Annotated in this window: 22 protein-coding genes and 1 pseudogene; 12 read left to right on the top strand and 11 right to left on the bottom strand. The window is 63.1% G+C overall.

From position 1 onward, the window contains the following. Positions 1-14 precede the first annotated feature (14 nt). From SJ05684_RS25870 to SJ05684_RS25890, 5 genes are all read left to right on the top strand, one after another. Entirely contained in the window at positions 15-1,040 is a 1,026-nt protein-coding gene (locus SJ05684_RS25870) for a LacI family DNA-binding transcriptional regulator (RefSeq protein WP_095694405.1), read from the top strand. Beyond that, positions 1,037-2,890, top strand: a complete 1,854-nt coding sequence (locus SJ05684_RS25875) for a DUF2264 domain-containing protein (RefSeq protein ID WP_034856200.1) — start codon at positions 1,037-1,039, stop codon at positions 2,888-2,890. The genes SJ05684_RS25870 and SJ05684_RS25875 overlap by 4 nt, the downstream gene beginning before the upstream one ends. Then, on the top strand, positions 2,887-3,897 hold the full coding sequence (locus tag SJ05684_RS25880; RefSeq protein WP_034856202.1) for a hydroxyacid dehydrogenase: 1,011 nt from the start codon (positions 2,887-2,889) through the stop codon (positions 3,895-3,897). Before SJ05684_RS25875 ends, SJ05684_RS25880 begins: the two co-directional genes overlap by 4 nt. Next, complete coding sequence (locus tag SJ05684_RS25885) at positions 3,894-4,667, top strand: sugar phosphate isomerase/epimerase family protein (RefSeq protein WP_034856205.1); 774 nt, start codon at positions 3,894-3,896, stop codon at positions 4,665-4,667. The genes SJ05684_RS25880 and SJ05684_RS25885 overlap by 4 nt, the downstream gene beginning before the upstream one ends. 157 nt (positions 4,668-4,824) lie before the next feature. Continuing rightward, entirely contained in the window at positions 4,825-5,196 is a 372-nt protein-coding gene (locus SJ05684_RS25890; RefSeq protein WP_034856207.1) for a YbaN family protein, read from the top strand. Between the two features lie 12 nt (positions 5,197-5,208). Here the strand turns inward: SJ05684_RS25890 and SJ05684_RS25895 are convergent, their stop codons facing one another. From SJ05684_RS25895 to SJ05684_RS25940, 9 genes are all read right to left on the bottom strand, one after another. Continuing rightward, entirely contained in the window at positions 5,209-5,586 is a 378-nt protein-coding gene (locus SJ05684_RS25895; protein ID WP_034856210.1) for a DUF3307 domain-containing protein, read from the bottom strand. Further along, positions 5,522-7,444: an adenylate/guanylate cyclase domain-containing protein gene (locus SJ05684_RS25900; RefSeq protein WP_034856211.1), complete on the bottom strand. Its 1,923-nt coding sequence runs from the start codon at positions 7,442-7,444 to the stop codon at positions 5,522-5,524. Before SJ05684_RS25900 ends, SJ05684_RS25895 begins: the two co-directional genes overlap by 65 nt. A gap of 2 nt (positions 7,445-7,446) precedes the next feature. After that, positions 7,447-8,730: an NAD(P)/FAD-dependent oxidoreductase gene (locus SJ05684_RS25905; RefSeq protein ID WP_034856213.1), complete on the bottom strand. Its 1,284-nt coding sequence runs from the start codon at positions 8,728-8,730 to the stop codon at positions 7,447-7,449. Positions 8,731-8,734: 4 nt separating this feature from the next. After that, on the bottom strand, positions 8,735-9,208 hold the full coding sequence (locus tag SJ05684_RS25910) for a DoxX family protein (protein WP_034856214.1): 474 nt from the start codon (positions 9,206-9,208) through the stop codon (positions 8,735-8,737). Then, positions 9,205-10,008 (bottom strand): HvfC/BufC family peptide modification chaperone, encoded by an 804-nt coding sequence (locus tag SJ05684_RS25915; protein ID WP_034856216.1) that lies wholly within the window; start codon positions 10,006-10,008, stop codon positions 9,205-9,207. Before SJ05684_RS25915 ends, SJ05684_RS25910 begins: the two co-directional genes overlap by 4 nt. Further along, a complete protein-coding gene (gene bufB, locus SJ05684_RS25920; RefSeq protein WP_034856218.1) occupies positions 9,995-11,023 on the bottom strand; it encodes an MNIO family bufferin maturase in 1,029 nt (342 codons plus the stop codon). Before bufB ends, SJ05684_RS25915 begins: the two co-directional genes overlap by 14 nt. Before the next feature lie 41 nt (positions 11,024-11,064). Continuing rightward, positions 11,065-11,334, bottom strand: a complete 270-nt coding sequence (locus SJ05684_RS25925; protein WP_034856221.1) for a BufA1 family periplasmic bufferin-type metallophore — start codon at positions 11,332-11,334, stop codon at positions 11,065-11,067. 282 nt (positions 11,335-11,616) lie between these two features. Continuing rightward, complete coding sequence (locus SJ05684_RS25935; RefSeq protein ID WP_034856224.1) at positions 11,617-12,696, bottom strand: patatin-like phospholipase family protein; 1,080 nt, start codon at positions 12,694-12,696, stop codon at positions 11,617-11,619. A 17-nt stretch (positions 12,697-12,713) separates the two neighbouring features. Next, positions 12,714-13,541 (bottom strand): 3-hydroxybutyrate dehydrogenase, encoded by an 828-nt coding sequence (locus SJ05684_RS25940; protein ID WP_050980068.1) that lies wholly within the window; start codon positions 13,539-13,541, stop codon positions 12,714-12,716. Between the two features lie 271 nt (positions 13,542-13,812). Between SJ05684_RS25940 and SJ05684_RS25945 the strand changes: the two genes are divergently transcribed. The 4 genes from SJ05684_RS25945 (at position 13,813) to SJ05684_RS25960 (ending at position 17,440) form a co-directional block, all read left to right on the top strand. Then, a complete protein-coding gene (locus SJ05684_RS25945) occupies positions 13,813-14,724 on the top strand; it encodes a LysR family transcriptional regulator (protein WP_050980069.1) in 912 nt (303 codons plus the stop codon). 176 nt (positions 14,725-14,900) lie between these two features. Continuing rightward, positions 14,901-15,392 carry a cupin domain-containing protein gene (locus tag SJ05684_RS25950; RefSeq protein WP_034856227.1) on the top strand — a complete coding sequence of 164 codons (492 nt, stop codon included), beginning with the start codon at positions 14,901-14,903 and terminating at the stop codon, positions 15,390-15,392. 180 nt (positions 15,393-15,572) lie between these two features. Then, complete coding sequence (locus SJ05684_RS25955) at positions 15,573-16,847, top strand: MFS transporter (protein ID WP_034856229.1); 1,275 nt, start codon at positions 15,573-15,575, stop codon at positions 16,845-16,847. A gap of 110 nt (positions 16,848-16,957) precedes the next feature. Beyond that, complete coding sequence (locus SJ05684_RS25960) at positions 16,958-17,440, top strand: DUF302 domain-containing protein (RefSeq protein ID WP_034856232.1); 483 nt, start codon at positions 16,958-16,960, stop codon at positions 17,438-17,440. 54 nt (positions 17,441-17,494) lie between these two features. On the opposite strand, the gene SJ05684_RS25965 is transcribed toward SJ05684_RS25960, so the two are convergent. Beyond that, complete coding sequence (locus SJ05684_RS25965; protein WP_034856282.1) at positions 17,495-17,929, bottom strand: GFA family protein; 435 nt, start codon at positions 17,927-17,929, stop codon at positions 17,495-17,497. Positions 17,930-17,998: 69 nt separating this feature from the next. On the opposite strand from SJ05684_RS25965, the pseudogene SJ05684_RS25970 reads away from it, so the two are divergent. The 3 genes and pseudogenes from SJ05684_RS25970 to SJ05684_RS25980 all read left to right on the top strand — a co-directional run. Beyond that, positions 17,999-18,382, top strand: a pseudogene (locus SJ05684_RS25970) (ABC transporter permease subunit); the annotation flags it as partial. Beyond that, complete coding sequence (locus SJ05684_RS25975; RefSeq protein WP_034856234.1) at positions 18,382-19,431, top strand: sn-glycerol-3-phosphate import ATP-binding protein UgpC; 1,050 nt, start codon at positions 18,382-18,384, stop codon at positions 19,429-19,431. The pseudogene SJ05684_RS25970 and the gene SJ05684_RS25975, both read left to right, overlap by 1 nt. A gap of 176 nt (positions 19,432-19,607) precedes the next feature. Beyond that, entirely contained in the window at positions 19,608-20,543 is a 936-nt protein-coding gene (locus SJ05684_RS25980) for a sensor domain-containing diguanylate cyclase (protein WP_034856237.1), read from the top strand. Between the two features lie 41 nt (positions 20,544-20,584). On the opposite strand, the gene SJ05684_RS25985 is transcribed toward SJ05684_RS25980, so the two are convergent. Then, complete coding sequence (locus SJ05684_RS25985) at positions 20,585-21,286, bottom strand: methyltransferase domain-containing protein (protein WP_050980070.1); 702 nt, start codon at positions 21,284-21,286, stop codon at positions 20,585-20,587. Positions 21,287-21,300 lie beyond the last annotated feature (14 nt).

Below are 21,300 nucleotides of genomic sequence, written 5' to 3' on the forward strand. Positions count from 1 at the left end.
TAAAACTTGCGAGCATGAACGATACGCCGAGTTCGAAACGATTCCGCCAAGCCGACATCGCCGCCCGCGCCGGTGTCTCGGTTTCCACGGTTTCCCGCGTCCTCGCCAACGAACCGGGGATCAGCGATGACGTCCGGCGCCAGATCCTCAAGGTTGCCAACGAACTCGGCTATCCGGTGAAGGCCGGGTCGAAGGCGGCACCCGGATCACTGGCGCTGATCGCCAGCCATGGCGTAACCGGAGGTCTGAGCGTCTTTTATGAAGGGATCGTCGAGGGGCTGCGCTCCGAGGCGGCCGGCGAGGGCATGCCGTTCGATATCCGCCTCGTTCGCGAGGCGAAGGCAACGCCGGATGCGGTCCGCGAGCACGTGGGATCCGTCGGGGCCCGAGGGCTCTTCCTGGTCGGCATCGACCCCGGCGAGGCACTCGGCAACTGGCTTCAGGAAAGCCGTACCCCCGTCGTCCTCGTCAACGGCACCGATCCCCTGATGCGCTTCGACGGCGTTTCTCCCTCGAACTTCTTCGGCGCCTATGCGGCGACACGCCGGCTCATCGATGCCGGCCATCGCCGCATCCTGCATCTTACCGGATCGCATCGTCAGACGATCCGCGAGCGTATACGCGGTTTCGAGGCTGCCGTCGCGTCGGTTGGCGGCGAAGCCCGCGTCATCCATCTGCCCTTCGAGACCAATGCAAGCATCGAAGCGCATCAGGCAACGCTCGCCGCTCTTACCGAGGACGCAGGCTTCACGGCAGCCTTCTGCATGAACGATTTCGTTGCCGTCGGCGTGCTTGAGGCGGTCGCGGAGGCCGGCCGACGCGTGCCGGACGATTTCGCGATCGTCGGCTTCGACGACCTGCCCTGCGCCGAGATGGCCAATCCGCGCATTGCGACGATGTTGGTCGACCGCGTGGCGCTCGGCCGCGAGGCGGTCGCCATGATGCAGCACCGCTTCCGCAATCCCGACGCCCCGGCCCGACATGTCTCGCACGGCGTCGTGCCGATCGCTGGCGGCACGCTCAAGGAAGGGCCGAGATGACCTTTGACCCTGGCAGCGCCAATCCGCTATCCGGCAATCCGCTCATAACGCGCGGCGACATGCAGCGCGCGCTGCTCGATCTCTTTGATCCGCTCTTGCCATATTTTTCTGCTGGCAATGCCCGGGTCCGGCTCGATGCGGCCGCCGCGCATTTCGACCGGGCCGCGGCCGATCTCGAAGGTTTCGCACGGCCGCTCTGGGGCCTTGCGCCCTTTGCCGCCGGCGGTGGCGATTTTGCCCACTGGGATCGCTACGCCGAGGGCGTTGCCAACGGCACCGATCCCGGCCACCCGGAATATTGGGGCACCGTCAACGGGCGCGACCAGCGCATGGTCGAGCTTGCGGCACTGGGTTTTGCGCTTGCCCTGCTTCCGGAAAAGCTGTGGGAGCCGTTGGGGCCGCGCGAGCGCGACAATCTCGTCGACTATCTCCTGAATGTTCGGCAGTTCGACTATGCCGAAAACAACTGGAAATTCTTTCGCATCCTCGTCGATATCGCCCTCGACCGCCTCGGGGTCCCTTATGATCGCACGCTGACGCGGCAATACCTCGAAGAACTCGATGGCTTCTACATTGCCGATGGCTGGTACCGCGACGGCAATTTCCGGCGCATCGACCACTACGTCCCCTTCGCCATGCATTTCTATGGGCTGATCTATTCACGCCTGGTCGAGGACGACCATGCAAGGCGCTATCGGGAGCGTGCGCTCGCCTTTGCGGGGGATTTTCGCCACTGGTTCGCCGAGGACGGCGCGACCGTTCCGTTCGGCCGCAGCCTCACCTATCGCTTCGCCTGCGCCGGTTTCTGGTCGGCGCTAGCCTTTGCCGACCTCGAGCCCTTGCCCTGGGGCGAGATCAAGGGCCTTTGCCTCCGCCACCTTCGCTGGTGGGCAGACAAGCCGATGACACATCGCGACGGCATTCTGTCGATCGGCTTCGGCTATCCCAACCTCATGATGTCGGAAAACTACAATTCGGCCGGTTCGCCATACTGGGCGTTCAAGGCCTTCCTGCCGCTCGCCCTTGGCGAGGACCATCCCTTCTGGACGAGCCGGGAAGTACCGCCCGCGGCCTTTGAGGAGTCCGTCGCGCAGCGCCATCCGGGGATGGTCATGATGCCCTGCAAGGGCGATGTGGTCGCGCTCGTGTCCGGCCAGGAGAACCGGCAGATGCGTTTCGGCCCGGAGAAATACGCGAAATTCGCCTATTCGACCCGCTACGGCTTCAGCGTCGAAAGCGATGAGCGAGCCTTTGCCGGCGGCGCCTTCGATTCGATGCTGGCCTTCAGCGACGATGGCATTCATTACCGGGTGCGCGAGACGAATGAGGAGGCCCGGCTCGCCGGTGACGTGCTTTATTCCAAATGGTCGCCCTGGCCCGATGTTGTCGTCGAAACCTGGCTCAAACCCTCTCCTCCCTGGCATGTCCGGGTGCACCGGATTACGACGCCGCGGCCGCTTCTCACGGCCGAGGGCGGCTTCGCCATCGCCCGGCGTGACTTCGAGGACGACAGGCTTGTGGCTGCTCCGGGCTCGGCCCACGCCATCGGATCGGAGGATTTCAGCGGCATCCGCGATCTCGGCTCGACGGTCACGCGCGAAGGCCTCGTCCAGAAGGCGCCGCCCAATACCAACCTGATCGTCGCCAAGACGCTGGTGCCGCAACTGCGTGCGACCATCCCAGCCGGAGAAACCGTCCTTCGGTGCGCCGTACTCGCAGTTCGCGACACGGCCGTCGCCGACAATCTCTGGCCATTAGCGCCGGTCGTGCCGGCCATAGCCGAACTCGATGCCCTTGCGGAACAAGGCGAGATGGTCAGCGCGATGGAAGCGCCGGGGCGATTGCCATGAACCGTCCCGCGATTGCCTTCGCGATGCGAGCCGAAAGGACGCAACACGTCTTCACTCCGGAGCTCCTGCTCCGCCTCGGCGGGATGGCACGAATCCTTGATGATGAACCGATGACCGGCTTCGACGGCCAGAGAGCCAGACGCCTTCTGGCGGAGGCGGAGGTTCTGGTAACCGGCTGGGGGGCGCCGCTCTTCGACGAGGTGGCCCTTTCCTCGGCACCGCGCCTGCGGTTCATCATGCACGCCGCCGGTACCGTTAAAGGCGTCGTCGACGATTGCGTCTTCGATGCCGGAGTGACCGTCAGCCATGCGGCTGCGGCCAATGCCATGCCCGTCGCCGAGTTCACGCTCGCGGCGATCATCTTCGCCGGCAAGCAGGTTTTCCAATTCCGCAATCTTTATGCTGCCGACAGGGGACGCGGGCGCAGCGAGCGCCTGCTCGGCCTGCCGATCGGCAATTACCGCCGCAGCATCGGCATTGTCGGCGCCTCGCGGATCGGCCGGCGAGTGATCGAGCTTCTGCGCCCATTCGATTGCCGGCTGCTGCTCTATGATCCGCTCGTCGGAGCGGATGCCGCCTCCGCCCTGGGGGTGGAGAAGGTAGACCTCGACGAGTTGATGGCGCAGGCGGACATCGTGTCATTGCATGCACCTTCGCTCCCCGACACCCGGCATATGATCGATGCGCGGCGTCTTTCCCTGATGAAGAAAGGCGCGACACTCATCAACACGGCGCGCGGCGCACTGGTCGACGAGGCGGCGCTCATCGAACGGCTGAAGACGGGCGTGCTCCATGCGATCATCGACGTCACCGATCCTGAAGTGCCGGAGACGAATTCCGAACTCTATGAATTGCCGAATGTGTTCCTGACGCCGCATATCGCCGGCGCCATCGGGCTTGAGCGGACCCGCCTCGGCGAGATGGCGGTCGACGAGATCGCCCGCTTCGTCGAAGGCCGGCCGCTGCTCTTCGAGGTCTGCAAGGGGGAACTGGAGCGAATGGCATGACCGGTTTTTTCGAACCGGGGCTCTGCACCGTCACCTTCCGGAAGCTGCCTGCGGAGAAGATCGTGGCGCTCGCCGCCAAGGCCGGGCTTGCTGCGCTCGAATGGGCGGGCGACATCCATGTCCCTCCCGGCGATGAGCCGGTCGCCAGAGAGATCGCGCGGCTATCCGGGAATGCTGGGTTGGCAACCTCCTACGGGTCCTATGTCGCCCCGCCGACAGACGGCATGCCGAACTTCTTGCGTGCCCTGAAGAGTGCTATTGGGCTTGGCGCCGCCAATATCCGCATCTGGCCTGGCACGCGCGGGCGCGATTCAGAAGACTACAGCGCCGCCGAACGGCGCGCCACGGCGGATGCGATCCGCGAGATGGGTACCGAGGCGGCGCGAAACGGGGTAAGCCTATCGCTCGAATGTCACCCGCAGTCCCTGACCGACACGACGCAATCGGCGCGCCGCCTGATCGAGGCGATCGCCCATGACAACGTCTATCTCTATTGGCAGCCACGGCCCGGACTTCCGCTTGAAGAAGCACTCGCCGAGATCGGCGAAATCGGGCCGCATGTTTCCCATGTCCATGTTTTCGCGTGGGACGCCGATCGCAACCGCTTCCCGCTGTCATCGGCGGCCGACTATTGGCGGACGGCTCTCGCCGCCATGCCCGCCTCACGCTGGAGCGACCGGCGCTTCGCGATGCTGGAATTCGTGGCAAATGACGACCCGGCAGCGTTTTTCGAGGATACCGCAACGCTGCAAGGAATCCTGAAGGGCTGAATGTCACGCCAGCGAAACCCTTGTTTTTGCGCGAGCGGTCATTATCTCGACTAAGATCTCGCGCGGCACTCGGTCCAACTTGCGGACTTCACGCCACACCAGGGCCACTGCGAGGCGCCTGACAAGATTTCATTGGTTCTCCCCCAAGGAAAGGCAGATGAACCTATCCCTGCGCCTCATTCTTCTCGGCCTCGGCTGGGCGATGGTCGGCCTCGGTGTTGCCGGTATCTTTCTTCCGCTCTTACCAACGACGCCCTTCCTGCTTCTGGCCGCATGGCTGTTCTCCCGCTCCTCGCCACGTCTCGAACAATGGCTGTTCGATCACCCGATGGTCGGGCGGCCGCTCAGGGACTGGCGCGAATCCGGTGCAATATCACGGCGCGCCAAGGTGCTGGCAATTGCGCTTATGGGCGCGGGCTTCCTGTTCTTCTGGCTCCGGGTGGAGCCGTCCATGCCGACCGCAGCCATTGTTGCGATGATCATGATCGCGGCCGGCCTGTTCATCGTCTCGCGGCCGGAACCATTCTGAAAGAGCAACGGATTACGCCAGCGCGGCCAAGATCAGTGCCGCATAGGTCAGCTGGTGCATTAATTGATCGGCGCCGTGCATGGCCCAATAGGCACGCGTCGTTGCATCGGCGCGGCAATGACGGGACAATAGCGCCTTTCCATGGTCAATGAGATAGTGAAGAACGAATTCAGCGAGCACGAGAATGGCGATGCGCGTCGAGCCGATGTTGGCGAGCATCAGTGCCGGCACGGTTCCGAGCGCATGCCCGCCCGCATGGATATAGCCGCCGATCATGCGGAAATCGCCCTTGCCGCGCAGGATCCAGGCCGGCTGCAGCACATAGTCAGCAAAGAAATGCTTGAGCTGCAGGCACGCGAGCATCGCCACCGTCGTGATTGCCATCTCCATTGGTTCCTCCCGTGGACCGAGCTTTTGGCTGGTCGATCGTATGCACGCAGACGGGCCTCGCCTTGCCGCGCACCGTCGCAAGCCCCAGCGGCCTCGTCATCGGCTCTGGACCGAGGTCCCGCATGGTCGCGTCGCTGAGCACGATCTCGACGCCACGCTCCTTCGCAACATTCACGAGCCGGCTTGCGAGATTGACCGTGTCGCCGATCGCGGTGTAGCTCAGCCGCTCCGCGGATCCGATATTGCCGATCAGCGCCGTGCCGCTATTGATGCCGATGCGCACGCGGATCGTGTTTTCGCCGGCGGCCGCTGGTGGCTCCTCGTGCATCGCATTCCGGATGGCGATAGCCGCGCGGCAGGCGCGGGCGGCATGATCCACCTGCCTTCCCGGCGCGTTCCAGATGGCCATGACGGCATCCCCTATGAACTTGTCGACGGTCCCGCCCTCGGTATGGATCGCGGCCACCGCAATCGTCAGGAAGCGCGTCAAATGCGGCTCGACATCCGGTCCGAGCCTCTCGGTCAGCTCGGTGAAACCGGGCAGGTCGGCGAACATCACCGTTACCTCACAGAGCTCACCGCCCGGCTTCGGCTCGATGCTGCCTTCTACCAACGGCCGCACGACGTCAAGCGGCATGTAGCGGGCAAAGGCGGAGAGCCCGACAGACATGCGCTTCAACGCCTGGGAGAAGTCGTTAAGCTCGGAGAGAAAGGTCGGATGATGGCACACGCTTCCCAACGCGAAGCGCTCGATCGCGCGCAGTTGCACTGCCAGCCGCGCGAGCGGCCGCGCGAAGAGGAAATTGGCAACCACCACGGCCGTCCCTGCCGCAAGCACCGCGATTGCGAGCACGACGATGGCGATGCGCCGGATATTCTTGTCGATGCCGCTGGCGAAGGTCGAGCGGGGCGTAGCGATGATCAGCCGCCAATTTTCAAATGGCAGCCTTGACGACGATACAAAAAGCGGCCCCAGAGCGGCGCTTGGCGCCACGACCCGAAATGCGTTACCGCCGTTCGCGGCCACTGCTTGCGCCGCGGCCCTGGCAACAGCATCGGATTCGGGGAAATCGGAAAAATGCGCCGCCATCACGCCGTCCGATGGCTGGGAGGTCGCAAGCACCCGTCCGCGCTCGTCAAGCACGAATGCTTTGCTCTCAGCGGGAATGTCGAGCGCCTGCAGCGCCTCGGACAGGCGCCGGAGGCTGACGGCCGCCATCACTACGCCGGTGAACGCCCCGAAGCTCTCGACGCGCTTCGACAACACGATGGCTGGCTCGAAGCCGTTCGGCAGAACATTGGTGACCGTCCAGACTGGCTCTGCGCTATCCTTGCCCAACCGAAACCATGGCGCGCCGAGCGCTACATAGGCGCTCTCCGTCTTGATGCGCTCCTCGAAGAAGATGTCGCCCGGAATCGGTCGGTAGAGGTCGCGCCGCAGCGGGCGGAGTTCACCGGGCTTCGCAGCGCCGATCTCCACCATTTCGATCCGGCCGTCGGCCGTCGCGTGCGACCCGAAGAAGCGCCCGTCGGGAAAACCGAAGCCGATCCAGGCGATCGCTGGCTGCTCGCGCAGCAGCGACAGGAAGAGGAACTCGCGCCTGACCTCATCCTCGGCGCTGATCGCTCCCTGGAAAAGAATGGAACGGACGATTTCCGCCGAGCTCGAAACAAGCGCCAGCGTCTGGGACAGGTCGCTCCTGACAGAACCCGCCGTCTGAGCATCGAGACTTGCGACGATCCCCTCGATATTCTCGCTGGCCGCACGCTGCCAGATGAGATGGATCAGCGCCGCGGTTGACAGCACCGCCAGCAACAGGAGAACGGCGACGACTTGGGCCAGCTTCGGGCGATACATCGCTAGGCCTCGTACTGCCCGGTGATCAGCCGCGCGGCGCGATCATTGCGGACATAGGCAACCGCCCAGTCGAGAAAGACAACCAGACGGTTGCGGAAGCCGACAAGGAACCAGAGATGGGCGAAATTCCAGACGAGCCACGCCGGATAGCCCGACAGCCGAGCCCTGCCGAAATCCGCGACCGCTGCCTTGCGGCCTATCGTCGCCAGATTGCCGTAGTCGCGATAACGGAAGGGCGCCGATCGCCGTCCTGCCATATCGTCGAGAATGGCGCGGGCCGCGTAACGGCCCATCTGCTTGGCCGCAGGCGCCACGCCCGGAACTGGCAGTCCGCCCCCATCGCCCACCGAAGCCGTGTCGCCGATCACGAAGATCTCGCCATGCCCCGGCGGGTTGAGGCGCGCGTCGACCATGACGCGTCCGGCGCGATCGGCCGGCGCGCCGATCCACTTGGCGGCGCGCGAAGCCATGACGCCTGCCGCCCAAAGGACGCAGGCAGAGTCGATCTCCGTTCCATTCGCGAGCCGCACGCCGCTGTCGTCACAGTCGGCGACGGCATTGCCGCATACGACCTCGACGCCAAGCTTTTCGAGTTGTCTCCCGGCCTTTTTCGAAAGGCATGGCGGCATCGTCGGGAGGATATGCGCCCCCGCCTCCACCAACATGACACGGGCGGTCGAGGAATCGATGCGCCGGAAATCGCGCACGACCGTATTGCGAGCTAGCTCGGCGATCGCTCCGGCGAGCTCGACGCCCGTCGGCCCGCCGCCGACGACGACGAAGGTCAGTAGCCGCTTACGCATAGCAGCATCGTCGGTCACCTCCGCCCTCTCGAATGCGGAGAGGATGCGCGCCCGGATCGCCGTCGCGTCGGCAATCGTCTTCAGGCCCGGCGCATACTCGGACCAGGCGTCGTTTCCGAAATAGGTGTGGCGCGCTCCCGTCGCGATCACCAGATAGTCATAGGTTATGCGCCGCGTGCCGGTCACGACGCATCTTGCCGCCGCATCGACCGACTCGACCTTGTCCATCAGCACCGTCGCGTTTGACTGCCGCGTCAATATGCGACGGATCGGCATGGCAATCTGCGCCGGAGAAAGCCCGGCGGTTGCAACCTGGTAGAGCAAGGGCTGGAAGAGATGATAGTTGCGCCGGTCGATGACTGTGATATCGACCGGCGCGCGGCGAAGCGACATCGCCGCGTTCAAACCGCCGAAGCCGGCGCCGAGAATGACCACATGCGGCCGACGCTCCGGCCCGCAACGCTGATCTCGCTTCGCGTCCATCGCCTCAGCCTCCGGCCCGTATACGGCGCGCGACGAGGTGGTCGACTGAAAGGAACCCGGCCCCACGCGACAAAATGAGCAGGAGAAGGCTCGCCCACATCAGATGCTCGGCCCAATGGCCGGGATAGACAAAGATCTGGATGGTGGCGACGACGCCGAGCAGCATCAGCGACGCCAGCCGCGAGAGCACGCCGAGCGCCAGCATTGCGGCTCCCGACAGTTCCGCCCCTGTCGCCAGGATCGCCGCAAGAGCGGGATCGATCAGCGGCACGCGGTATTCGAAGGTGAAGAGCTGAAGCGTCACGGGCCAGGAGGCGAGCTTCGTCTGGGCGGATTGCCAGAACACCTCGGCGACAGCGATGCGGGCGGCCAGCTGAACGACCGACAGCGGCAAGGCCGCCGCTTGCTCCGCAAACAGGTCGTAGAGCTTGACGATGGATCTGGAGCCGCCGGCCCCGGTGATGCGCATTGTAATCATGACACTCTTTCCTCCTCTTTGGAAAACGCCTTCAGATGATGGTTTACGGCGGTTACGAGCTCGCCGACGAAGAGGCCCGTCAGCGCGCGGGCGATATCGAACGACGGCGCATGGCGGCAGGCGCGGGCGGCCGCTGTCTCCAGTCCCAGCCCGCGCATGAGCGCCCGCCAAAAGGCGAAATTCGCGGCGTCGAGCCGCATGAACCGAATGGTTTCGCCGTGTCGCCATAGCGCGATCCGCTCCGCTTTGCGCTGGAGCCCACCGAGCCGGTCAACGTCCGCTCCCGGCTGGTGCGAAGCCCATATGCTCAAGGCCGGCCAACGGCACAGGAGAAGCCGCAGCGACGGCTGCAGGGTCAGGCCGATCGAGCTGTTCGAAAGCCCGTCATAGAGTTCGATCAGCCGGCATGGCCGCTGGAGCGGTGCGTCGAGCGCCTCGGCGATCAACCACTCCAGCCGCGCGGTTTCGGCGACAAAGGGCATATCGGCGGTTGCCTCGAAGCCAGAAAGAAAGGCCGGAAAATCTGCCCCATAACGCGACAGCCGCGGCTCCTTCGGCGGATTGTTTCGGATGAAGCAACCCGCGACGTAATTGAAGTAGCGTTCATCGATAAGCCGCGCCGTTACCGGAAACACGACCTTCAGAGTTCCGGTCAACGAGGCGCGCGTATTGTTCCGGTAGATGTTGAGCCGCCTTGCGGGATCGAAACGTCCCGGCGCAAGCAGCGGCAGCACATCAGCGGGCTCGGCCGCAAGCACAGCGCGCGCGACAATGCTCTGCATGGTCTCAATGGAGGACATGGCGAGCCCTCCCGCAATCTTCGGCGGCGCAGCCGCGGCATGCGGCCTTGACGGCTGCGATCGCGGCAAGAGCCGGGAAGCGGATCCCTGTCGCGTCGTCCCGGCGAGGCAGCGTCATCGCTGCGAAACGGCTGTCAGGTGCGGCTTTTCGCTCCTCCGGGCGGGCGTCGAAATCGATGCGGCGCGCAAGCATGTCCGCCCACATGGCTTCGCCGAGCAGCACGTCGAGCGGCGGCACATCCGTATCCCATTCGATCAGCGTCGGCCGGGGCCCGATGCTGCGGATGGCATGGGCATAAAGCGACCAGACGGCGGGCGGTACGCGCGAACCGTGATCGTCGATGAGAATGACGTCGCCATCCGCCTCGTTCACCGCATGGCCGGCGAGATGAATTTCGCCGACCGCATCGGCCGGCAAGGCATCGATGAAGGCCGCAGCATCGAAGTCGAGATTGTTCGCCGAGACATAGACATTGTTGACGTCGAGCAGCAATCCGCAGCCCGTGCGGCGGACGAGCTCAGCCAGAAACTGGGCCTCGCTCATGACCGAGCCCCTAAAGGACAGATAGGCGGACAGATTTTCGATGTAGACCCGCTGCTTCAGCGTTTCCTGCAGCCGGTCGATGTTACGGGAGACGGTGGAAAGGGCCTCCTCGTCATAGCGAAGCGGCAGAAGATCGTTGAGATAGGCGCCGTCGGCGATGCTCCAGGCGAGGTGCTCGGAGACGATCGCGGGCTGGAACCGCCTGCAGACAAGTCGCAGCCGCTCCAGATGATCCCGGTCGAGGCCGGAAGCACTGCCGAGCGACAGGCCGACGCCGTGCACCGAAAGCGGATAGATCTCCCGCAGCTTTTCGAGCGCATCGACGGCCGCCGACTGACCCATGTAGTTCTCGGCATGCACCTCGAGCCAACCCGCAGAGGGTCTGCGGGCAAGCATTTCGGCGATGTGAATGGAACGAAGGCCGATGCCCGCAGCGCACGGCACCGGGTGGGTTGGGAACGTCTTGGGCATCGGTCTACTCCCTTCTTGAGTATTGCTGAAGACGCCGGCCGTCAGGCCTTCGGCGCGTTGTTGCCGCCGGCGATCTTTGAGCAAGTGCCGGCCGGCAGGTAGATCCAGGCATCGGCCTGATCGTCCATCGTCGAGGTGCCCGCACAGGAGTGGGTCGCGGTCTGGCAGTCGTTCTGCCCAGCCTTGACGACGCCGTAACACTTTTCGAACGAGAACTCGGGCTGGGCCGCCGGCCCGGCGGCTACCGTGGAGGCCGATAGCGATGCGATGGCCGCAAGTGCGGAGCCGATGAGCGTGCGATTGTTGATCATGAAACATCTCCTGGATCTGACATTGTTCAGACCGGGTATCGGCCTGATGGAGACAAGCTTCGCAGACGGCTCCCGCTCTTTGAAATGCTGTTCGGGCATCGTTTCGATAGGTCCGGCCTATCCGCTGAATACAGGCGACCACAAGCAAGCAAGTCTGCTCGGCTTCCTCGTTTTGCCGCAGGTCCTGATCGCAAAAACCGTGGGACCCTTCTGCGGAACCTCCTTAAGAAAAAGCCCCCCGAATCGGGGGGCGAGGCTGCCGTGGGAGGGACATGGAAACGGCTAAAGATAGCGCGTGCTGATGTCGACGCTGGAGCGATTGCCGATCGCGTCGTAGTTCTCCTCGAGCCACGCCTCGGCGCATTCTCGGCCGCGGTCCCGCAGGTCGACGAGCGCACCCCACTCGGCATTGAGCTTGCTCGAGACGCTCAGGCTTCTCATCGTCTCGTCGTCGGAAATGCCGTGCACGAAGATGCGCTTCAGATCGAGGCTATTGCCCGCATTGGAATCGATCAGTTGCGTCACGAAGGCGATCGCCCGCATCTCGCGGAGCAGCGAGGAGTTGAAGCTGATTTCGTTGATCCTGTTGAGGATCTCCCCTGCCGTTCGCGGCAGTTCCGTTCGCTCCAGCGGATTGATGTGGACCACCAGCACATCCGGCGTGTCGCAGCTATAGATCAACGGAAAGATCGCGGGATTTCCCATATAGCCGCCGTCCCAATAGGCCTCGCCGTCGATCTCGACGGCCTGGAACAGGAAGGGCAGGCAGGCCGATGCCATGACGGCATCGATCGAAATCTCGTCATTCGAAAACACCTTGACCTTGCCGGTGCGCACATTGGTCGCGCAGATGTTCAGCTTGACCGGACAACGCGCCATGCGGATCGCATCGAGGTCTATCGACTGCTCCAGCACCTGACGCAGCGGATTGTAGTTCAACGGATTGAACTGATAGGGCGAGAGCAGCCGCGTCACCATGTCGAAGATGAGGAAGGCTGGCGAATGCTCCAGTGATTTCGATCCCGTCATGCGATCGAGCAGACTCGGCTGCAGCGGGCTGAAGGCGGCCGCATGGCTGATACGACGCCAGAAATTGGCAAGCGCCTTCTGCGCGCCGCTGCGCCCCCCCTCCGCCAGCCCGTAGGCAAGGACCGCAGCATTCATGGCGCCGGCGCTCGTCGCGACGATGCCTTCGAAGGACAGGCTCGGCTCGTCGAGCAATCGGTCGAGCACGCCCCAGGTGAAGGCGCCGTGCGCACCGCCTCCCTGTAGCGCCAGATTGAGGGTTCGCGGCGGGCGCGCCGCGACGATCGAGGATCTCTCCTCGTCCCCAGGAATGTCCATGGTGGCGTGCTTGTTCATCGCACTTTTCCTCGCGCTCACTGGGCCGTCCAGCCGCCGTCGACCGGGATGGCAGTCCCGGTAATCGATGCGGCCGCGCTGCTGCACAGGAAGACGCTGAGCGCACCCATCTCCTCGACGGTTGCGAAGCGCTTCGTCGGCTGATTCTTCAGGAACACGTCGCGGATGACCGCATCGCGGGCGATGCCATGCGACTTTGCCTGACCGTCGATCTGCTGCTCGACGAGCGGCGTCCAGACATAGCCCGGGCAGATCGCATTGGCCGTGATGCCGAATTCAGCGCCTTCGAGAGCGACCACCTTGGTGAGCCCGACGAGGCCATGCTTGGCGGCAACATAAGCCGATTTAAAGGGCGAGGCGACGAGGCCGTGGGCCGAGGCGACGTTGATGATGCGCCCGTAACCACGGGCGCGCATCTCGCTATAGGTCGCCTGAACGAGATGGAAGGCGGCGGACAGATTGATCGAGAGGATCGCGTCCCATTTGGCTGCTGGGAATTCGGCAATCGGTGCCACATGCTGGATACCGGCATTGTTGACGATGATGTCAACCTGTCCGAAGCGGGCGCTGGCGCGCTCGACCATCATCCGAATCGCCTCCGGTCTCGACATGTCGGCGCTGTCATAGGCGACGTCGACATCGTTTTCCTCCGCGATCTCGGCCCGCTGCCGTTCGATCTCGGCCGGATCGCCGAAGCCGTTGAGCATCACCGCCGCGCCCGCCTTGGCAAGCGCCTGAGCGATGCCGAGACCAATGCCGCTTGTGGAGCCGGTGACGATGGCGCTGCGGCCCTCGAGTGCCCGGCGCCCGAGCATCGCGTCGATTTCTGCGGTAATTTTCAGCATGTCCACGTCTCCTCACGTTTGGGCCGAAGGGCCCTTTTTCCGGGAAGAGAATGGCGCGCTATTCATTTCAACTGAAATGCCACTGTGCTATGAATTCGATAGGTGAATTGCATTGGCGAAGGCGGCGCGCACAGAGGAAATTCATCGCCTCGACTGCGGCGCTTCGCATCGATCGAGACTCAAGGGCGGATCGCCACAATATCTGAAATCATTCATTTTGGACCGGATCCGATCCGAAGAACATGCCATAGAGGCTTTTCGGGGGGCAGGTATGGACATTCACCACGTTCGCTATTTCCTGGCGGTCTGCGAAACGCGCAACTTCACGCGCGCGGCGGAGAAATGCAATGTCACCCAGCCGGCTTTGAGCCGCGCCATTCAGCAACTCGAGGACGAGGTCGGCGGCCTTCTGTTCCGACGCGAGCGCAACCTCACCCATCTGACCGATCTTGGAAATCTGCTGAGGCCGCGCTTCCAGTCGATCCTCGATGAATTGTCCGGCGTCCGGCAGGAGGCGTCGCGTTTTCTCTGTCTCGAAGACGCGCATGTGAAGGTCGGGATCATGTGCACAATCGGGCCGCGCCGCTTTACCGGCCTGCTCACCGATTTCAACGTGCGCCACCGCGGCATTCAGCTTCAGCTCGTGGAAGGCGTGCCCCAGAGGCTTTCGGAACTGCTCGAGACGGGGGAAATTGACGTCGCCATTATGGCGAGTAGTGACCGCTTCCCCGAACGTTTCGACATAACGCCGCTCTTCCGCGAGAGATTCATGCTGGCGTTTCCCGCCGGCCACCGCCTTTGTCAGTACGATGCCATACCGATCACGGCGATAGATGGCGAAATCTATCTCCGGCGTGTGAATTGCGAATACTGGGATTATCTCACCGACCTTTGCGCCTCTGTTGGCGTCAAGACCCAGGTTTCTTATTCGAGCGAGCGGGAGGACTGGATCCAGAACATGGTCGCCGGTGGCCTTGGCATCTGCTTCATCCCCGAATACAGCGCGGTCATTCCCGGTCTGCAGGTGCGACCGGTCGCCGAGCCCGAAGTGACGCGCGATGTGTGTCTCGTGACTGTTGCCGGTCGGCGGTTCTCGCCGGCCGTCGCAACCTTCGTCGGATCGGTGAAGTCCTACGGCTGGGCCGCGCCGCACTCCGGGATTGATATGCGGCGTATCGCCTGACCCTGCCAGAACACGATGAGTTACCCGGGCCGCAGAAGCGGCTGCGCCCTCTCTTCCGCGATAGCCCTGGGCTATGGAATTCAAAAACAGGCGGCATTTCTTTGTCGGCGCAATCTCCCGCACTCTCCTAGTGCCGCCGGAAATTCTCCGGCGATCCCGACAAAGGAGAACCCGACATGACCCTGAAGCTCACCGCAACCCGCCTGCCCCTCTTTGCCGCAACGCTCGGCCTTTTTGCCCCCACCTTCGCCACGATGCCCGCTTTCGCGGGCGAATGCCCGGCCGACCAGGTCGCGGCGGAAGCCATGGCTCCGGGCGCAACCGCACCGGAGGGCGTCACCGACGACGTCCTCGCCTCGATCGATCTCTCCCCGAAAGGCGGTGATTGGAAAGGAAGCGCCTTGCGTCTGCGCAAACTTGTCGTCCAGCCGGGCGGCGTGGTTCCGTGGCATTCGCATGAAGCACGGCCCGCCAACATCCTGGTCGTCGAGGGCTCGATCACCGAATATCGCAGCACCTGCAAGGTTCCGATCGAGCACAAGGCTGGCGAAGTGACCGCCGAGTTCGGCGATCTTGCCCATTGGTGGAAAAACAACGGCTCGAAGCCGGCCGTGCTCTACTCGGCCGATATCCTGCCGCCGATGCAGGATGACGATCACGTTATGTGAGCCGCGGCCAGGTAGGTCGGATCGGCCTAATGGCACAAACGTGGTCGATTCCAAGAAATTTGCGCAGGATGCGGGCGGAAACGCACAACACTTTTCCTCATCCCGCGCTGGGTCGTACCGCACCCACCCCGGACGTTTCCCGCCACTGGCGGGAAACGTCCCTTTGGAGGAGGAAAAGCGATGGAGAAGTTCGATCGCGCCTCACTGCCGGCGTCCATGTCCATCCTGGCCAGCCCGGCCGCTGATCGCTGGCATTTCGGCATCATTGCGGTCATCGCGTTCCTGACACTCGTCGACCTCTTCGCCGCCCAGGCCATCCTGCCGTCGCTGCAGCGAGAGTTCGGGGTCAGCCGGGCCACCATGGGCTTCGCAGTCAATGCGAGCACCTTCGGCATGGCGCTCGCCAGCCTCGTCATCGGCATTTTCGGGCGCAACCTGGACCGGCGAAACGGCATCTGGGTCAGTCTCGCACTGCTTGCCGTCCCGACCGCGCTGCTCTCGACGACCCGGGACATCGCGCTCTTTGCCGGTCTGCGGGTGGCGCAGGGGCTCTGCATGGCGACCGCCTTCACCCTGACCATGGCTTATCTTGCGGAGCATTTCCCGGCGGAGCGGATAACGGGGGCGCTCGCGGCCTATGTCACCGGCAATGTTGCCAGCAATCTCTTTGGCCGCATTCTCTCGGCTGCGGTTGCCGATTTCGGCGGATTGTCGATCAACTTCCAGACCTTCGCGCTTCTCAACCTCGCGGGCGCGGCCCTCGTCTGGACCACATTGAAGCGGACGGAGCGAATGATGACGGGCCGGCATGGGCCGGGCATGAGCGGGAGCTGGCGCTCGGTGCTCGGCAACCGACGCCTTCAGAGCGTGCTCGCCATCGGCTTCCTGATCCTCTTCGTGTTCATAGGGACATACACCTATGTCAACTTTCGTCTCGTCGAGCTCGGCCTTTCGCCGATGCAGCTCGGCCTCGTCTATTTCGTTTTCCTGCCGTCGCTCTTCACCACGCCGCTCGGCGGTCTGATCGCGCGTTGGCTCGGCCCCGGAGCCGGCATCATCTTCACCCTCTTCGTCGCCGTCCTCGGACTCTTCGCCCTCCTGAGCAGCAGCCTCGGCGTTGTGCTTGCAGGCCTTGCCATGATCGCCATCGGCACCTTTCTCGCCCAAGCGCTTGCAACCAGCCAGGTCGGCCGCGTCGCGGGCACGGAGAAGGCGGCAGCCAGCGGGGCCTATCTCGCCTCCTACTATACCGGCGGTCTCTTCGGCAGCCTGCTGGTGGGGCAGCTCTATGATCACCTTGGATGGAACGCCTGCGTGTTGGCGCTCGTCGCCACCCTGGCGCTCGCCATGCTGTTGGCCTTGGCTCTGCGCACCGAACCGGTCGCGATAAGGTCCGATTATCGAAACGGACAAGAGACGGCATTATCAAAATCAGCCGGTCAACCGCATGTTTGAGATGCACCACCACTGCATGGCTTCGGACAAAACATGCAGCACTTCAAATCGCTACAGCGACCCGGCACCGGAAGGACGCGCGGTCCCGTGGCAACAAAGAGGAGCTTCTCATGAAGAAGATCAGCAATGTAACCCGGTCGGCTGCCCTGATCGCCGCCGCGATCGTGACGTCGGCTCACATTTCGACGGTTGAAGCCGGAGACAGGGACGGAATCGTCACTGTCAAAAGTCGCTACACCGTCAGCGAGACGGTGAACCGCATCAAGCGCAGCGTCCAAGAAAAGGGCATCACCCTCTTCGGCATCATCGACCAGGCCCGGCTCGGCAACGACGCCGGCAACAAGGTCCGGCCGTCGCGGCTTATGCTGTTCGGCAATCCGGCGCTCGGCACGACCTTCATAACTGCCAATCCGCTTGCCGGCCTCGACTGGCCCGTGCGCGTTCTCGTCTACCAGGCTCAGGACGGCTCGGTCTATGCCGCCTATACGGACTTCGGCTGGATCGCAAAACGCCATCGCATCCAAAACAGGGGCCGTGAATTCGCCATGGCCACGCAGGTAATCGAAGCCGTCACCGATGGCGTGAGAAAGTAGCCAAGAACACGATCTGTCAGCGCTCGCCCGGTTCCTTACGGGTTTCGGCGAGCGCTACTCCGGCACAAGCTCGCCCGTGCCGCCGAACTCCAACGGGAAATCACGCTGCTTAGGCAGGCCGTCCTTCATCGGCAACACCGACCCCTGATAATTCACATGCAGCATGGGCCTGAAAGGCAGTGCCGGAATGACGGCTGCATAGACGTCGGTGAGCCCCCACCTTGGATGCTCGGTCATGACATGCCCACCACAGGCCCTGCACCATCTGCGGATGCTGTTGTCCGATTTCTGGTAGCTGGCGAGATCATCGCTGCCCTTCACGATCGTAACCGCATCCATCGGCCAAAGCGAGAACGCGTTGACCGGCGCGGCTGACCATTCCCGGCATGAGCTGCAATGGCAAAATCCCATAGCAGCTGGCACCCCTGTCGTCTCGAGCTCGACCGCACCGCAGAAACATTTTCCCTTGTAGCTGCCGCTCCCTGCCATGAAATCCTCCCATCCATACGGTCTCCCGACCATACGGCTGCATTATATAGCAATGGTCAGCGTAGTCCGTCGGCAACCGCGACCTTCCTCTTCCGGCAGTTTTTCCTGACGATCCCGGGCGAACTGGTGGAGGCCGCCCGCATCGACAATGCCGGACCCTTCCGCTTCATGCGCGATATACTGCTGCCGCTGTCCAAGACCAATATTGCCGCTCTGTTCGTGATCCTCTTCATCTATGGCTGGACCCAATATCTCTGGCCGCTCCTCGTCACCAACGACAGCCGGATGAACACGATCATCATCGGGCTCAGGAAGATGGTGGATTTCGCGGACGCATCCACCCCCTGGAACTACGTCATGGTGACCGCAATCCTTGCAATCATCCCCCCTGTGGTGGTGGTGGTCCTGATGCAGCAGTGGTTCGTCAAAGGCCTCGTTGAGACGGAGAAATAATGGCAACGATCACTCTCAAAGAGGTTCGAAAGACCTATCACGGCAATATCGATGCCATTCGCGGCGTTTCGCTCGACATCGCCGACGGCGAGTTCATCGTACTCGTGGGCCCTTCCGGCTGCGGAAAATCGACGTTGCTCAGGATGATCGCCGGTCTGGAGAGCATTACATCCGGCGAAATCGCGATCGGAAACCGCGTCGTCAACGCGCTTGAGCCTTCCGAGCGTGACATAGCCATGGTTTTCCAGAACTACGCCCTCTATCCGCACATGACCGTCCGGCAGAATCTTGCCTATGGGCTGAAGAACCGGAACACGCCGAAGGAGGAAATAGAGAACCGGATTGCCAAGGCGGCGCAATCGCTGGAGATCGAGGCCTTTCTGGATCGCAAGCCGCGGCAGCTTTCCGGCGGCCAACGCCAGCGGGTCGCCATGGGTCGGGCCATCGTTCGCGAACCGGCGGCTTTCCTGTTCGACGAGCCGCTCTCGAATCTCGACGCAAAACTGAGGGTCCAGATGCGCGTGGAAATCAAGCGCCTGCAGCGCACCCTCGGCACCACGAGTGTCTATGTCACCCACGACCAGCTGGAAGCCATGACGCTTGCCGACCGGCTCGTCGTTCTGAACGGCGGCAGGATCGAACAGGTAGGTACGCCGATCGAGCTTTACGAAAAGCCCGCGACCGCTTTCGTCGCGACCTTCATCGGCTCTCCCTCAATGAATTTGCTTGAGATGGGCGACAGCCATATGGTCTGGTCGGCTCCGGAGGCTGTCATCCGACGACCCGGTATTGCGACACTCGGCATCCGGCCGGAAGACATCACGCTCGCCGACGAGAAGGCGGGCGGCGATCACTTCCGGGGAAAAGTCCGCGTGGGGGCCGTCGAGCTTGTCGGCGCGGAGAGCTACGTTCACGGCACCCTGGCCAATGGCGAGCCACTTGTTTTCCGGGTGCCGGGCCGCTCGCGCATGGGCATAGATGACGAGGTCGAAGTCGTCGCAAGACCGGAAAGCCTGCATAGTTTCGACAAGCAAGGTCGGCGGCTGTAGCGTTATTTTCCAGTCGGGTGACATCGTCTGGCGTCAGCTCCGAAGTCCGCACGCTATGAGGGCATTTTTGGAGTGCATTACAGCCGTTTTCTCGACATGATGATGGTGCAGACAACCTCTGAAATCTCGCCGCCAATCTAGCGCTTGCATTAACGAGAGTCGATTAAAGTCGGGCCATGGAGAAGGACATCAGCCGACTGTACGAATTGTTCGAATCTTCCCCTGTGCTCGTCGCCGCCTATGACGAGTTCGACAGGCTGCATTACGCCAACCCGGCCTTTCGCTCGGCCTACTTCATCGAGCCGGACGAGACGCCGCTCTGGCCGGACCTGATGCGGCGGAATTTCCATGCTCGCCGCGGCACCGTGATCAGCGCAACGGACTTCGAAGAGTGGCTCCGGTCCACCCAATCACGCCGGGGCAAGATCGGCTTCAGGGCCTTTGAGACCGATCTTTGCGACGGGCGGTGGCTTTGGATGACGGAGACGATGCGGAAGGACGGCTGGATGCTGTGCGTCGCCACAGACGTGACCGGCCTTAAGGCCAAGACCAGGGCGGTCCGGCAGGACCGGGATTTGGCGATCAAGGCCTCCTATACCGACGAGCTCACCGGAGTTGCCAACCGCCGGTTCGTAACCGCCCGGATCGAGGACATGTTGCAGCCGCAAGGCAGCAAGGAGCCGTCTTTCGGCTGCCTCTGCGTTCTCGACATCGACCGCTTCAAGTCCATCAACGATCAGTTCGGCCATCAGATCGGCGACGTGGTCCTGCGGGACTTCGCGAAGAGGATCCACAGCCTGGTTCGGCGCACGGACTGCTTCGGTCGGGTCGGTGGCGAGGAATTCGTGCTCACCCTTCCCGCCACCTCGCTTGAGCAGGCGCAGTTGATCGTCGAAAGGATGCTCGCCTCGGTCCGCATGTCCAGGCCTTTGCAGGAGCACCCGGACTTCCGCTACACGTTTTCGGCCGGCATTGCCTTCGCGAAAGCCAGCGACACCGCCATCAGCCTCTACGCCCGCGCCGACGCCGCTCTCTACAGGGCAAAGCTTGCCGGCCGGGATCGAATACATACGGAGGAATCTCCGTCCGATCGATCGGCCCTCGCCGGCTGAGCCGCGGCAGAACGACGAGAAAAATGCCGGCTGGCGTGCCCTCAGACGAGGGGCGGACCGGAAAAGAGCTCCACGTCCCTTCCCAACCGATCGACGATCCATCGGTAGGTTTCCGCCGACCTGGGCAGAAGGAACGCGCCCGTTGCCTCACCCGTAACCGGATCGGTTCCGCGATAGGCCAAGACCGGCTGCAGCGGGATATAGCGATCGAAGCGGAGGGTCACATCCCGGCCGTAGACACGCCAGTGTCCATGCTTTTCCGGTTTGGGAAAGCCCCAATCCCGCGTCACCTCCTCGGCAAACGGATCCGGAATATTGAGATAAACGAAACCGCGCGGGGCGGTGATCCTCAACAGTTCGTTCAGGGCTGCCCGGTCGTCGCCGACATGCTCCAGGACATGCGAGCAGCCGACATAGTCGTAGGCGCAGTCGGAGCGGTCAATGATTTGAATGTCGATACCGCCCGGGGCGCTATAGACCGAGAGCTCGAAAGAGCCGAACCATGCTGGATCGACCGTTGGATCGGGGCTGAACTGGATTGCCGACCAGCCGGCGAAACGTTCGGGGCCGAGCCTGTCGAACATAACCCGCGCGACACGATGGCGTTCCAGCGATTTGCAGCCGGCGCAACGGGGCAGGACGCCGCTCAAGGCCATGCGGCCGCGCGGGCCCGGCTCGAAGGTCGTGCCTCCGCAGATCGGGCAGCGCGGTTGGCGGGCAGCTCCTGTCATTTCTTCTTGCATCAAGTCTTCACCAT

Source organism: Sinorhizobium sojae CCBAU 05684, assembly GCF_002288525.1.
GTDB classification, from domain to species: Bacteria; Pseudomonadota; Alphaproteobacteria; order Rhizobiales; family Rhizobiaceae; genus Sinorhizobium; species Sinorhizobium sojae.